Below are 14,154 nucleotides of genomic sequence, written 5' to 3' on the forward strand. Positions count from 1 at the left end.
ATGATAGATGCAAAGACTTTCACAGAGAATGAACACAGATATGATACATCCCAAAATTCTATACTATGGAACACCCGTGATTTTGCTCAATACTCTTAACGAAGATGATACTGTAAATATTAGCCCGATCTCTTCTTCATGGGCACTAGGAAATTGTATTGTATTGGGGATTGGACTTGGTGGAAAAGCAATTGAGAATCTACAACGACATCATGAATGTGTCATCAATGTCCCAAGTCCATCATTATGGGAGAATGTTGAGCGATTAGCCCCTTATACAGGACTAAATCCCGTACCAGATTATAAGAAAAAGTTAGGATTCTCTTATGAAAAAGAAAAATATGAAATTAGTGGACTTACCCCTATAGAATCTAGATCAGTAAAACCTGCGCGGATTATGGAGTGTCCGATTCAAATCGAAGCGATTGTAAAATACATCCGAATTCCTGAATATTCTCCTGACTTTGCCATTGTGGAGACTCAAACCATCCATGTACACGTACATAAAGAGATCCTCCTGGATGAAAATCATATTGATCCAAATAAATGGAGTCCTCTTATTTATAACTTTCGACATTATTTTGGGCTTGGTGACCAGTTAGGTAAAACTTTTCGTTCTGAAACATAATCTATCTTCCTAGTTTAAAACATCCACCTAAGTCAGAGCTTGGTGGATGTTTTGGTTAATTAATTATTTACATTCGTAAGAACTGCTTGAAAATGTTGTTTTACATATGGGATGACTTGCCCTGGTGCCTCGACGTGGATAAAATGCCCTGTGTTCGGGATGATCTGGACTTTGGCTTGCGGGAATTGCTCATCACGGGTCTTGTAGGCAAAGTCTGCAGAAATATAGGGATCATTTTCACCCCACATGATCGTTACGGGATTTTTAATGTCTGAGAGCTTTTGCCACGGTTCAATCAACTTGTAATTGGAAGACCGATATAATTCTAAAATTACATCCCTTCTCTCGGCAGTTTCAAAGATAGAAAAGAAGTCTTCGAGAATCGCTTCTTCTACAGATGGAATTTCCTTTCTCATATTGGTCATCCAGGCTTCTTTATTGGCCATGGCTTCGACTACCTTTTCACCTAGGTCTGGCGTACGCCATTTTTTTGCAAGCGGATGCCAGATGTATCCTGGAAGCAGCAAAGTATCACTAATAATCAAACTCTCAACTTTCTCTACATGATCTCATGCCCACCTGAGCCCAATCATCCCACCCCAGTCATGGACAATGAGATGGATCTTATCCAACTCTAATGCTGCCATAAAATCTTCGATAAACGATACATAGTTTTCCCAACTGGACTCGTTCGGAAAACGTTCGCTCTGTCCAAAGCCTGGAAGATCAGGGGCAATGGCACGGAAACCTAATGAAGCAATCTCAGGCATGATATGCTTCCACAGCATACTTGATTCCGGGACTCCGTGAATTAGCAATACCGGCGGTGCCGCTTCAGAACCTTGCTCCATGTATGAGATATTTAGATTGTTTACGGTAATGTTCTTTTTCATATCGTTATGTAGCTCCTTTTAAATTTTCTTAAGTTTCTATTTATTTCGACATGAATATAGAATCTCCTCTTTTATTTCTGATAAGTCATTGGAGTAAAGCGCATGCCATTCACTGTCTGTTCTACGTCTGTATCCATAAAACCAAGACGATGATAAGCTTCTATCGCATAGGGGGAGGAATTTACGGTGAGTGATTGTCCATTGCTATACTCTTTCATTGTTTGAAATAACTTCCTTGCGACTCCGCGTCTATGAAACTCCTTTTTTACAAAAAGGAGACAAATATGAGTTTTATTTCTAGTTGCGCTCACCCCTATTAATTCACCTGCGAATTTACATCCCCAGAATCGTAAATTCCCATTGTTAAATTGATCCATCATGGATTTGTAGTCTATAAATTTTTTAAATTCATCGATCCCTTGCTGGGTGTAGTCAGGTGCTTCAAACTCGAGGAAAACGGTCCAAACTAAATCCAATGCCCTCTGAATCTCTTCTTTCTTCAAACTAAAAATTTCCATACGCACTTCCTCCCTTTTTATTTATATTTCGTTAGAAAAGTGAGCTCTTCCTTCTTATACAAAATAAAACGGAAACCCTTATTTAAGGCTTCCGTTTTACATTCCGTTCATTGTAGTACATGGACAGAAATAATAGCGAAATCACTATGTTACTTGTAATAAGATCTTCTCTAATGACTTATTCTCTTTGATGAATTTCATGAATATTTCGATAAAACCGTTTGCAGCTGTTCCAATATACTTTTGTTTATGGTGGATAATCGAAACTTCCTTAATAAAAGCAGGATTTGTTAGTTTGATGGCCTTTAATAACCCTGTATTTTCCAGAGAAAAAAGTGTACCAGATATAATCGTAGCCCCTATCCCTTTCTCTACCAGGTCCAATATTGCCTTTGAATCCGATGATTCAATGATAGGCTGAATAACAATCCCTGCACTTAGACAGGCATTCGTAAATAATTTCCTAAAACAATGACCGATTGGATTTAAGATTAGCGGTATATCCTGAATCTCACTAAATTCAATGTCCTCTCTCTCAGACCAAGCATGATCCATTCGTACGACTAAATAAAAATCATCCTCGTATAAAGGAATTTGGATAAAACTTTCATCTGGTTTGGTCATGAAGGTTAGAGCCAAATCAATTTCGTTTTGTTTTACCTTTTCTACCGGGTCATCTATTGCGAAGAACTGAATCTGAACGTAAGGGTACTGTGCATGAAACTCTAACAAAACCTTGGAGGCTATAAGACTCAAGTCACCTGAAAGTGCACCTATCACTAATTTGCCTCGTTTCACCTTTTGCAGTTCCTCTATTTGTTCAGTGGCAAATTTTAAATGTTCGAACACTTTTCGGCAATGTTCTAGGAGGATTTCGCCCGCCTCCGTGATAGCTATTTTTTTACCTAAACGATCAAATAGACGAACACCCAGTTCATCTTCTAACGCTTTCATTTGATAGCTTAAGGTAGGCTGCCCAATTCTTAGTTTTTCAGCAGTCTTTGTAAAATGCAATTCATCACAAAGGGCCATGAAGTATTCTAATTGTCTTAATTCCAAGATTTTTCACACCTTTGAACATTTCATTTTTTTATAAAACGCTAATCGCTCTCCATCCATTCTGAGAACAGGATGAGGAGTGACAGCTCACATAGTTGGTTGGATGGTGAACTGTCACTCCTGTTATCTGATAACCATTCAATCTATCTTACTATGATTATCAGAGTTGCTTCAATGGCAGGTTCTGAGAATTCTTATAAGAACCAGTATCATGTTTTAAAGGTTCTAAACCTAATTCAAATGCATTCACTTAGAATCTGATATTTTTCTAGTTTTATAGATTTTTATTTGTTTTCATATGAAACGACGGAGCGAATCATCGGGTTGCCCTCACCAACTGCTGCTTCAGAACCACTTTCATTCACAGGACCAGCACTACCAGTTTCTTTACGCCATGGAAGTTTGTACGTTTTCCACCATAAGCGCTCTGAGAAGGTGCTGCTGCTATCCATACCAAGGGCTGGAGCAAATGGATATGGTGATTGGGTGCTGAATACAAGGAAATATTCCTTCGGTACGTAAATAGAGTACGGGCTCAGATCAACGGTGACCCAGCCTGGAACAACATCCGATTTTGCAGGAATCGATTCCGTTAGTTTCTTTCCAGGTCCTCCATCAACTCCAGTGGCATCATATACATCCACCTGAAAATTTTCCCCGCCAGGACTAACCCAGCGTGGGTCGATATAAAACTTTCCTGCAGTCAGTAATGCTTGTTCCTCTCCATCCTTCAATGTCATTTTTAATGCGGCCTCATCTACTCCAGTGACCAAAAAGACATTTTCAGCCGAGCCATCATCATAGCTGATTTCACCTTCTGTACCAATAAAAGGCTTTAATTGTACATCAATCGAATGGATGTCATCACCCTTAATTTCAATCCGTTCCCGGTGGGTATGAAAATAGGGAGCACTCACTTCAAGTGTATAAGTTCCTTCAAAAGGTGTTAGCGAATATTTACCGCTTGCTTTTGTTTTTACAGGAGCGACAGCAGCATCTTCAATAAGTTTCACCGTGGCTCCCTTGATGGCTTTTTGGGTTTCGCTGCTCTTGACGGTTCCCTTGATGTTTCCTTTTTCTAATGGAGACAACTCCATCGCAACATTGGTCGATTCATCTTTTGTTACGCTTACCGCTTGAATCTTTTGCTTAAAGCCATATGCCTCGGCTTGTAGATGGTATTGATCTGCTGGCAGATTTATGCGGAAGCTTCCATCTGTTGGATCAGTCGCTAAGAGCCTTCCATTTTCAACAATCTGAATGTGGGCGCTAAGTGGGACTAGAATTTGTTTTTCATCTGGACTTTGTAGCCTTGTAGCCTCCAATGGTTGTTCTAATACAATCGTGGGTGAAGATGGTTGATAGACATTTCCTGAAGGCTTGGCCTCAATGGCTACATCATCCAGATACCATCCTAAATTTGTTTTATCACTGTCGGAATGAAAACGGTAAGCTACATAGACTGTTTTCCCTGAGAAGGATGACAAATCGATAGAAATGGATTCCCATTTTGTGTATAAATGCCCTTCGTTTGTCTTCGCCACATGCCAGTTCTTCATGTCTTCAGAAACGAGCACTTGGCCATAATCATTAGCCCCTACCAAAAACGGAAATCCAAAAGTCTGTTTAAAGTTTAGGAAAACTGCTTCTCCTTTGTTGACTTGGATTGGGGGCATAGATAACAATGATTCTTCGTTATTATTGTAACTCCAGTTATGTTCAATGTTATCTCTCCAGTCAGGGATCGAGGTCGCGTATGCATTCGTACCAGAAGGAGGCTTCACGATATGTGTGGGCATGACCTTACCCCAATTCCATGAACTGTTTCTACCGGTACTGGACCATCCGACAGGTGTTGTTTCAAAATCTGTAGCATACCCGACTGACAACCCTTTCTTCAGGGCCACGCGGACAGGTGCGGTTTTCGTACTATTTCCAGCATAGTCGGTAACTTTCCAGTAATAGGTCATTTCTTTCCCTTTTACTTTTTCCATCGAAAGTTCACTTGCGTAGGAACCGCTATTAAAGTTGCCTTTATAGAGTGTGCCAGTTGATGTTTGCTCGGGTTCTCTGTCGATTTGATAATAAAGCTCCACCTTGGAAACCGCAAAATCATCAGAGGCTTGTACAGAGAGTTTTAAAGGTGCATTCGCAAAAGCATAAGGAAGCGGCTCATGACTGACTACTGGTTTCTTTTTATCGACAGCTTTATAACCTACTTCTCCTTCCAGATTGCCAACCCCGTTAGTACCACTCTTTACAATACCTGTTAGGTCAAGGAGTCCTCTTCCATAGGCATCATTCGGAGAAGATGGATAGTCTGAATCGGATAACGGAAGCAATCCGGCATACAAGGTTTCTTTAATCTTGTCAATCGGCATGTTTGGCTGCATTTGCTTTAAGATGGCAATCGCGCCAGACACATGTGGGGTAGCCATGGAGGTTCCATAGGATAACCCGTATTCGTTATTTGGGAGGGTTGAAAGTATCGCTTCCCCAGGTGCGACCAAATCTGGCTTTATCTCACTTCCACCATAGGGAGAAGGACCCCTTAAAGAAAACGCTGAGATTCGGTTAGCAGAATTTGTTGAGCCCACGGCAACGGTTTCTGGGTAATTTGCGGGATTGACGATTGAACCTGGTCCGACCGGTGTCGTCATACCGTCATGGTTTCCTGCGGCAAATACCGGTGTAATATCGGCTGCCACCCATGCCTTCACAACTAATCTGAACCATTCATTCAAGCTAGAACTGCCACCCCATGAGTTATTAATAATGTCCGGTGCCATCTCTGGATGAGGAGTTCCCGTTTCATCCAATGGAGCAAGAAGCCATTCTCCAGCTTTTATCAAGTCTGTATCTAGTGCTCCGTATTCTGAAAATGCGTTAACTGCAATCCAGCGTGCCCCTGGAGCCACACCGGTGCGCATGCCTGTTTCCGGATCAAAGCCGACCATCGTCCCCGTCACATGTGTACCGTGTCCAAATGGATCCACTGGAGTAGGACTGTTGCCCACCAGGTCCAGCCAATTGTAGGTGTGTGTCATAGTGCCGTCCGGATTAAGTCCTCGGTATTGGCTCTTAAGCGCCGGATGGTTGACGTCTACTCCTGTATCAAAAGTTGCGATTACTACTCCTGATCCATCCAACCCTTTCTCCCAAGCTTTTGTTGCCTGAATTTTTTCAAGGTTCCAAGGGAGCTCATTTGTTAATTTTTGGACTTCAGATGTCTTCGGTTTCGGCAAAGCCTGCCGTTCGTTTAGGTAAATATGGTTTACCTCCGGAAAAGCTGCCATTTCCTGCACAACCTCTTTCGTGGATGTAAAGGAAACTGCATTTACGATGTAGTATGATTGATCATCCTTCAGTTTGCCTTCATCTTTCTTTTGGCGGATAAAATCTTTGATAGGATACTGTGTTTGTTCAGCATTCGTTTGTAGTCCTGACAAGACAGCTGAACGTACTCGGAGTTTCTCTTGATAGCTGCTTGCCTTCAGTTTCTTAGCCTCTTCACGAGCCTGATTAGCGATTTGTCCAACATCCGCTTGGTTTTTTAACTCTACAATTACATTCGTAAACTCGTTTTTTTCAAAGGCCTGTATGACCTCCGGATCCACCTTTTCTTCCATTGGATTTTGATTTGAAACTACGTTTTCTGCTACTGCGATACAGGGAAGGAGAAAGCTAATAAATAGAATGATAGACACTACTAAACTAAATAAATAACGCAACCTACTTATACTATTTTTCAACTGGGGGAAACTCCTCTCAACTTTATTAATGAAAAGCGCTGACAATCCTAGAAGTTGAATGGTGATCATACAACTTCTAACTAGACCTCCTTTGTATTTAGTAAAAGACTACATAATAGTATAAGTATTCTGAAATATTAACAATACAAGATTTTTGATTGAAATGATTATCAAATTAGATGATAAAACGTTCTCAATAAACAACACAACCCAAAAGAAACCAATCGGTCTCTTTTGGGTTAAAAAAATATTTATTAGTTCGCATTTTTAAGCGTATTTTTTAAACTTTTTATGATGCCAATATGCTCACTCTCATGCATGGAAGCGTAGGAAAGTAGTTCACCAATGGTTTCTAGTTTTAAGGTTCCCATGATAAATGGATTTGCAATTTTTTCATCAAGTCTCCCGCTAAATGTTTCTTTTACACGATTTACTTGTTGTAATAGTAATGGATGAAGCTCTTCTAATGGAGGCGGAGTGATCTGCCAGTCAGTTATTTTTGTGCCTGTTTTAAATAAATCCATATATCCCTCAGGCAGGTGTGGAATTTCATTAGCAAAACGAAAGACAATTCCCTCCACGGCAACATATATATGACCTAATTGCCAGCGTAATGAATTGGGATATCCATTGGGAATCGCATCAGCGTTTTCTTCCGTTATGCCTTGTGCCACCTTTAATGTAGCATGACGAGCAAATTCAAATTGGTCAAAAATCATTTTTTCATTCATGAGTATGTCCCCTTTTTATCAATTGAATTTTTATTTGCTCATACCTGTCATTACTTTTCAGTCGCTACATTTCCCATCGCAATAGAAATTCGATTCCAGCTATTAATTTGATTGATTAATAGGATGAGGTCTACATATTGTTTTTCGTCATAATGTTCACGCACTCTTTTGTAAAGCTCATCTGGAACACGTTGTGCCGCAATTAAGGTCACGTGCTCTGTCAACTCAAGGGCTGCTTTTTCAGCATCGGTATAAAACGTACACTCTCTCCATGCACTAAGACAATATAATCTTTGCTCCGTTTCCCCCATTTTTCTGGCATCGGCAGAGTGCATATTGATACAGAAAGCACATCCATTTATTTGAGAAGCACGGATTTTAATCAATTCACGAAGCTTACGGTCTAAACCCGTCGTTTTTGTATATTTCTCCATTTCCATCATGATTTTAAGTGCATCTGGTGCGACATTATAATAATTAATACGTTGTTCCATTTGAATGACCTCCTAATGATTGTTTAATTGGCGACAACATTAATCGTCGATTAACAATGTCTATAATAGGGTAATTTATTTAAAATGTCAACCGCAGTTGTAAGTGATAAAAACTAGGTTTGACAAAGAATTAAAACATTTCTAAGATAAATGGAAGGAATTACTTTTTTATTTGTGAAGAAGGTGTTTTTTTATGCAGTACAGTATTGGCGTTGAGTATGCACTTCATTGCCTCGTTTATTTAATTGATCTCCCTGAGGATTCCCCTACTGGAATTAAGGAACTTTCCTATTTTCAAGGGATTTCGGATACCTATCTCTCCAAGATTTTCACTAAATTATCAAAGGCTGGTATCGTTAGTTCTGTTCCAGGAGTGAAGGGTGGATATAAATTGGCGAAAGCTCCCGAAGATATTTCCTTTTGGGATGTAGTTGAAGCCGTTGAAGGCCGCAAACCCATTTTTCAATGTAAAAATATAAAAGACAATGGTTATTTGTATCGGGAAAACTGTTGTTCAGCCCCCTCCTCATGCACCATTAATTTAGTTATGCTCTCTGCCGAGGAAAAGATGCGAGAATTCTTGCGCAGCAAAACACTTGCCTGGTTGAATGAAGAGCTTGATCGTGTCTTACCTAATCAAATCCGCGAAGATACTCGGCAGTTTTTTTCAAAAAATAATATATAAAACAAACCTCTCGTGAAATTCCTCATATAGGGAATTTAGAGAGGTTTTTTAGCTTAAATCGTTTTACAAGTAATATTAGTTTGTGACTTGTTTTAGAGTATTATTGGCTGTTTCTTTGGAATAGAAACGATTAAATTTCACAGAGTAAATGAACACATAGCTAACAATAAAAGAAGCAAATACATTAAGCAAAATCAACGAAAAGTTCAAATTAAAAAATTGAGTCAATACTCCGACACCAACAACCGGAACAATAAATCCGGAGTAGCCGCATAAATAAAAAGCCGTAATAACTCGTGGGCGTTCTTCTGGTTTCGGTAACTGACCGGCTAACAATAAAGTACCTTGAAACGACCACCCGCCCCCAATAGCTTGAAAGAAAATGCCGGTACAGAGTAACATCAAACTCGCTGTCTGACCCGAAAAGACAATGATCCAAGATCCAATAACAAGGAATGATAATCCTAAACGGATCCGTGTAACGGTATTACTTGGCCAAGGAATGAACTGTGTGAGGGCCCCCCCACCGAGAAGCAACAAAATTAATAATCCAGGGACAGAGAGGTTGGAAGTATGAATAACATTTTTTGCAAATGAAGGCACAAGGGATAACACTATTCCTTGGAGTGTGAAACCAATAAATATCGGAAGACCGATAAACGACCAAAAATGTGAGCGAATATTACGGGGAACACCAATAGAAATCTTCATCTTAGCTGTTTTACCCGCTGGACGGTGATCATGTTTTGGCAAAGTTTCCAGAATGATTAATGCGCTAACCAACATGATCAGGAGAACCCAAAATGGTAAACGAAGCGGCTCCCAGTGCAGATATTGCACAACTAAACCTGCAATTGCTGGTCCAAGGCCAAAACCTATCAGTACTGTTACTCCTGATAATTTGATTGCTATACTCATTTTATTTGGTGAAGTTACTTTTAATAAAAAGGCAACAGCAGTCCCTGTAAAAGCTCCATATGCGACGCCTTCCAATATCCTTGCTATATAGAGCATCGAGACATTAAAGCTCCCCAGAAAAAACAAGGTCGAAACGATTGAAATCCAAACACTAAAGCGAAGCACCCTTTTCAACCCCCAGATGCTGCCTTTTGCCCCTACAATAAGCAATGTGGGTACCAGGATTACAGCATAGATGGCAAACAAGATGGTAATATGCAGACTATTCAGCTGATAATACTCACTGTATAAAGGAAATAACGATGATATAAAGGTAGCACCACACGACATCATAAGAATAACCCAAAGCATTCTTTTCATTCCCCACCCTACTTTCACGATTTTTTCAAAACTCTACAAATGTGCTACTATTTAAATTCCCTAAAGAAACCGATCGGTCTTTTTTTATTCAAAAAAAAGAACAAAATTACCCTTTGTTCATTTCTTCAACCTTCTCGAAAAGAGACCGATTGTTCTTTTTTATTAAACACCTTTGGAGCCTTTTCTGTCAAGTGATGAATCCCTTGTACCTTGTTGTGCTTTGTTTAGATTAATCAAAAATGTATGAGATAATTTTTATGAATGTCTGGTTTTATTCTTAAAAAAATTTATGATGATGACCAATATAAATAGTAATGGGATGTATCCATAAAGAAGGATTCCTTCTGAAACTGTTAACAGATAGTCGAGCTTCTCTATCACCTTTTGCCCCTTTAAAGGAACTAAACAAATAAATACAATCGCACAGGTAATCCATAATGATGGTCTAGCTTTAAGACTGAACGATTTTCTTAATAATCGTGTCCCCGCCCACAAAGGAACACAACAACGGGCTACAATGATTAAGAACCAATTATATACATAGAGGTAATCAAATCTTTCGAGAAACGGAAATTGAATGATTTTGGACAGAATTAGGGTAGGCCAAATGGTATGCTCTAACTGTTGTATATTAAAGTAAGAGAAAGTTACTACAGTTATAAATAAATATAAAATAGTTGTATGTGCCATCCCAACATGAGCCCATTTTTGTGCTTTCTCGTTGTTTTTTATAAAAGGGTAAAGAAAAAGCAAAAATTCTACACCAGAGAATAATGTCAACGAATGGTAGGCGGATTTTGCATATTCGTAGAAATTATGGTTGAAAAGCGGAAGGAAATTCATCCAATGTGCATTTTTTAATGGAGCGTTAAAAGTAATATGGATGGTATAATGATACAAAAAAAGCAAACACCTGCCACCACTCTTAATCCACCGGAGACAAGATAAATACAAATTAGGAGAATCATTAGTGAAAATATCCAAATCTGTGTATTTGGAAAAACCCAAACATGGATAACTTCTACATACAAACGAACTTCAGTTGTAACCAATAAGATTATATACCCATAAAAACCGAGAGTTAGAAACTTACCCAACCATTTTCCAAACAGCTGTTGGTGCAAGGAGATGATATCCCCTGCATTTGCATTCTTTAACAGATAAAACATAATCCATGTAATAACATGCATACTTAATCCCACTAATAATAGTGATACCCACGAATCCTGTTCCGCTCCGGAAATAATATATCTTTGAAAACTCAACATCGAAATCCCCACTTGTGTTCCATGTAGTAGAAACCAAAGAAGGTATGGAGATAATGTTAAACTTTCTTTAACATGATTACCCATTCGTTATTTCACCTGCCATTTATTCCCCTATGCCTGATTTAGTTAATTGAAGATTAAGATCAATTTCAAATGCAATATTTGGATATATTTCTTTATAAAATTGCTTCTCATTCCAATCCCTGCTATTTGCTCTTACTAAATCTCCAATACCTAAGGGGTCAACCTTCTCTTCCTGAAATTTATTTAAAAGTGCTACCAGATCCTTTTGGAGCTTCTTTTTTAAATGTATAAGTGATTTATTTATCTCTACTTGTGTGCCTTGTGGATATTCCTTTACCATTCCATTTAATATCAGCTGGTAGGTTACTTTTGTTTCGTATTGATGTTTTGAAATTGTTTTGTGCCCCTTTCCATATTGAATAGAGAATAGAGCGGTATTTTTATCCTGATCATTATTTATTGCATAGGGAATATCTCCCTGAATAATTTTACCTTGCAGCAATTTGTATAATTCCATTTCTTCCCGATTAATGACAAATTTTAACTTATCGTCTTTAAATATTCCGTAGCCGATTATTTCAGATTCTCCATTTTTATTAAAGCGAAGATACGGAACTGTGAAATCTCTTCCTTCCCCATAAAAATCAAATAGTACGGTTGAAAGATTGGATCGGGGAATGTTACCTGTTTTCATATTTTGTTCAATCATATAATATGGAAAATTACTACGATCTTTATTTTTTAAACCCTTTGAAAAGGAAGCTACAGATCCGTCTGTCACAACAATAAATAAATAGTTACTTATAAGGGGATCCTTGCAAATGGTAAGTAAAAAGTGCGATAACCCCTCTTTAGCTACCTCTTGGCTAAACATAATCATCCTCAACTTTGAGATATCGATTTGTTTGGTAGACTGATTATTCATTTGATTTAAAATCAGCTGGATTTGCTTTGAATTTCCCTGAATGAAGCTTATTTTTCCACCCTTTTGAGTAAGATTGGAGTACAGTGCTGTACCCATATAACCGTTCTTGTTTTTATCAAACCCCATGGTCGTCAAAATATGTAATTGATCTACTACCCTTTCATTGCTGCAACTAGTCAGAACCAGCACCAACAAACAGAGAAGAAGCAGTATGCGTTTAATTCTCCTCATGATTAATATCCTCCTTGTCTTTGCTTGGTTCATATCGGAAGAGCGACAATGGCTTTAATGATTTGTTCCTTTTATTTATATAGGGAAATGATGACCGGATGAAGCTGTCAGCAAAACCCCCTGTTCGAAAAGGGAATAAGGGCACTAAATAAGGAGTCCCTAGAGATTTCAGCCTCAATAAATGCCCCATAAGTAACAAGATCCCTGCAACAATCCCTAATCCTCCCCAGATGGCAGCAAGAATAATAAAGGGAAACCGTAAGACCCGCATGGTATTAGCCATTTTAAAAATAGGAGTTGTAAATGAGGCGAGTGCTGATAAGGCCACAATGATTAGTAATATACTACTCGTAAGTGCTGCCTCAACAGTTGCCTGCCCAATGACAATCCCTCCTACAATCCCTAATGTTTGACCAATTTTGGCGGGAAGCCGGGCACCAGCCTCGCGTAACAATTCAATGGTAATTTCCAAAAAGATAACCTCTATCACAGGAGGAAATGGAACATTAGCCCTCGACATGACTAGAGGCTCAAGTAATTTTTCCGGAATAACTTCAAAATGATAGGTTAATACGGCGACGTATATAGAGGTTGCAAAGATTGAGAATAAAACACTGCATATTCTAGCGATACGAAAAAACGATCCGAGTATCCATGGTAAAAAATAATCCTCCGGCGAAATAAAATAGTCCAAAATGGTAGTCGGCCCTGAAATAACATAAGGAGAGCCGTCGGATAGCACGGCTACTTGTCCCATTGACATGGCATACGCAATACGATCAATTCTTTCCGAAGATAAAAAAAGCGGGAAAATCGTATTGGAGTTATCTGAAATGATTTGATCAAGTAATGACGAATCATAAACAATATCTAAATTGATATTATTAAGTCTCTGTTTCACGGTTTCAATGTGCCTAGGATTCGTTACTCCATCTAAAAAGGCTATAGCCACCCTTGTGTTAGAAACACTTCCAATCTTTATTTCCTCAATAATTAAATTTGAAACAGCAACTTGTTCCCTTAAAAGATGAAGATTTACATCAAGATTCTCTACAAAACCGACTTTGGGGCCAACTACACTAAATTCATTTTCTGTATCATTGTTCTTCCGATGACCCATTTCTCCATTATTAACATTTACGAGTATAAAGTCTTTTTCAATATTCGTTAGCTGGATAATCACGAATCCCTTAATAAGTTTGTTTTCAACATCTTGGGTTTCATTCGTGATTTTCACTTCGTCGAAAGGAAGGACATTTTTGATATCTTCCAAATCGTTAATCTTTTCTATATTCTTTTGAATTCCCGGTAATAGATATTGATTTATTTTATCTTCGTTTATTAGTGATTTATAATAACTAATCTCTATTTTTTCAACGGGAGAAAATTGATGAAAGTCGCTCGATTTACAGGCCTGCACCAAAATATCTTTTAGTGAATTTTTTACCAATTTATCTTCGTTCGAAGTTTTATTAGAGTGTGGTTTAAACCATACCATATCGTTGGTCCCTTCTCTAAAAGATAAGTCAATACCATTATTTTCTCGGTGTTCTAAAATTCTATACTTTAAGTTATGAATCAATGTTGTCCCTAATTAAAAGAATAAAAGGGGCAATGCTGATTTATATGAAAGTATTAATAGGAAATTCACAAAAAAAGGTAGGGTGA

12 protein-coding genes and 1 pseudogene are annotated in these 14,154 nt (G+C 38.4%); 2 read left to right on the forward strand and 11 right to left on the reverse strand.

The genetic code is table 11. The features are described from left to right. Positions 1 to 7 precede the first annotated feature (7 nt). On the forward strand, positions 8 to 628 hold the full coding sequence (locus ACWM35_RS09755; RefSeq protein WP_454817769.1) for a flavin reductase: 621 nt from the start codon (positions 8 to 10) through the stop codon (positions 626 to 628). A 59-nt stretch (positions 629 to 687) separates the two neighbouring features. Here ACWM35_RS09755 and ACWM35_RS09760 read toward each other — a convergent pair whose 3' ends face one another. The 7 genes from ACWM35_RS09760 to ACWM35_RS09790 form a co-directional block, all read right to left on the reverse strand. Then, complete coding sequence (locus tag ACWM35_RS09760; RefSeq protein WP_454817771.1) at positions 688 to 1,173, reverse strand: alpha/beta fold hydrolase; 486 nt, start codon at positions 1,171 to 1,173, stop codon at positions 688 to 690. Between the two features lie 24 nt (positions 1,174 to 1,197). Further along, entirely contained in the window at positions 1,198 to 1,521 is a 324-nt protein-coding gene (locus ACWM35_RS09765) for an alpha/beta fold hydrolase (protein WP_454817773.1), read from the reverse strand. Positions 1,522 to 1,592: 71 nt separating this feature from the next. Then, the gene (locus ACWM35_RS09770; protein WP_454817775.1) at positions 1,593 to 2,039 is read right to left on the reverse strand and encodes a GNAT family N-acetyltransferase; all 447 of its coding nucleotides are present in this window, start codon (positions 2,037 to 2,039) and stop codon (positions 1,593 to 1,595) included. A 144-nt stretch (positions 2,040 to 2,183) separates the two neighbouring features. Next, positions 2,184 to 3,098 (reverse strand): LysR family transcriptional regulator, encoded by a 915-nt coding sequence (locus tag ACWM35_RS09775; RefSeq protein ID WP_454817777.1) that lies wholly within the window; start codon positions 3,096 to 3,098, stop codon positions 2,184 to 2,186. 284 nt (positions 3,099 to 3,382) lie between these two features. After that, positions 3,383 to 6,850, reverse strand: a complete 3,468-nt coding sequence (locus ACWM35_RS09780; RefSeq protein ID WP_454817779.1) for a S8 family serine peptidase — start codon at positions 6,848 to 6,850, stop codon at positions 3,383 to 3,385. A gap of 254 nt (positions 6,851 to 7,104) precedes the next feature. Beyond that, a complete protein-coding gene (locus ACWM35_RS09785) occupies positions 7,105 to 7,581 on the reverse strand; it encodes a DinB family protein (protein WP_454817781.1) in 477 nt (158 codons plus the stop codon). A gap of 50 nt (positions 7,582 to 7,631) precedes the next feature. Further along, on the reverse strand, positions 7,632 to 8,075 hold the full coding sequence (locus ACWM35_RS09790; RefSeq protein WP_454817783.1) for a carboxymuconolactone decarboxylase family protein: 444 nt from the start codon (positions 8,073 to 8,075) through the stop codon (positions 7,632 to 7,634). 193 nt (positions 8,076 to 8,268) lie between these two features. Here ACWM35_RS09790 and ACWM35_RS09795 point away from each other — a divergent pair, with 193 nt between their 5' ends. After that, positions 8,269 to 8,760, forward strand: a complete 492-nt coding sequence (locus ACWM35_RS09795; RefSeq protein WP_454817785.1) for an Rrf2 family transcriptional regulator — start codon at positions 8,269 to 8,271, stop codon at positions 8,758 to 8,760. 75 nt (positions 8,761 to 8,835) lie between these two features. On the opposite strand, the gene ACWM35_RS09800 is transcribed toward ACWM35_RS09795, so the two are convergent. The 4 genes and pseudogenes from ACWM35_RS09800 to ACWM35_RS09815 all read right to left on the reverse strand — a co-directional run bounded on the left by ACWM35_RS09800 (position 8,836) and on the right by ACWM35_RS09815 (position 13,984). Continuing rightward, entirely contained in the window at positions 8,836 to 10,038 is a 1,203-nt protein-coding gene (locus ACWM35_RS09800) for an MFS transporter (RefSeq protein ID WP_454817787.1), read from the reverse strand. 255 nt (positions 10,039 to 10,293) lie between these two features. After that, positions 10,294 to 11,390: pseudogene (locus ACWM35_RS09805) on the reverse strand (GerAB/ArcD/ProY family transporter). Positions 11,391 to 11,409: 19 nt separating this feature from the next. Next, the gene (locus tag ACWM35_RS09810) at positions 11,410 to 12,486 is read right to left on the reverse strand and encodes a Ger(x)C family spore germination protein (protein WP_454817789.1); all 1,077 of its coding nucleotides are present in this window, start codon (positions 12,484 to 12,486) and stop codon (positions 11,410 to 11,412) included. Then, a complete protein-coding gene (locus ACWM35_RS09815) occupies positions 12,473 to 13,984 on the reverse strand; it encodes a spore germination protein (protein WP_454817791.1) in 1,512 nt (503 codons plus the stop codon). The genes ACWM35_RS09810 and ACWM35_RS09815 overlap by 14 nt, the downstream gene beginning before the upstream one ends. Between the last annotated feature and the right edge of the window lie 170 nt (positions 13,985 to 14,154).

The sequence above is a fragment of the Neobacillus sp. K501 genome, assembly GCF_053749995.1.

Excerpts from the sequence above, each read along its gene's own strand:
- ACWM35_RS09790 (WP_454817783.1), bottom strand. The coding sequence starts at position 8,075 with ATGGAACAACGTATTAATTATTATAATGTCGCACCAGATGCACTTAAA.
- ACWM35_RS09765 (WP_454817773.1), bottom strand. The coding sequence starts at position 1,521 with ATGAAAAAGAACATTACCGTAAACAATCTAAATATCTCATACATGGAG.
- ACWM35_RS09785 (WP_454817781.1), bottom strand. The coding sequence starts at position 7,581 with ATGAATGAAAAAATGATTTTTGACCAATTTGAATTTGCTCGTCATGCT.
- ACWM35_RS09795 (WP_454817785.1), top strand. The coding sequence starts at position 8,269 with ATGCAGTACAGTATTGGCGTTGAGTATGCACTTCATTGCCTCGTTTAT.
- ACWM35_RS09815 (WP_454817791.1), bottom strand. The coding sequence starts at position 13,984 with ATGGTATGGTTTAAACCACACTCTAATAAAACTTCGAACGAAGATAAA.
- ACWM35_RS09800 (WP_454817787.1), bottom strand. The coding sequence starts at position 10,038 with ATGAAAAGAATGCTTTGGGTTATTCTTATGATGTCGTGTGGTGCTACC.
- ACWM35_RS09810 (WP_454817789.1), bottom strand. The coding sequence starts at position 12,486 with ATGAGGAGAATTAAACGCATACTGCTTCTTCTCTGTTTGTTGGTGCTG.
- ACWM35_RS09755 (WP_454817769.1), top strand. The coding sequence starts at position 8 with ATGCAAAGACTTTCACAGAGAATGAACACAGATATGATACATCCCAAA.
- ACWM35_RS09770 (WP_454817775.1), bottom strand. The coding sequence starts at position 2,039 with ATGGAAATTTTTAGTTTGAAGAAAGAAGAGATTCAGAGGGCATTGGAT.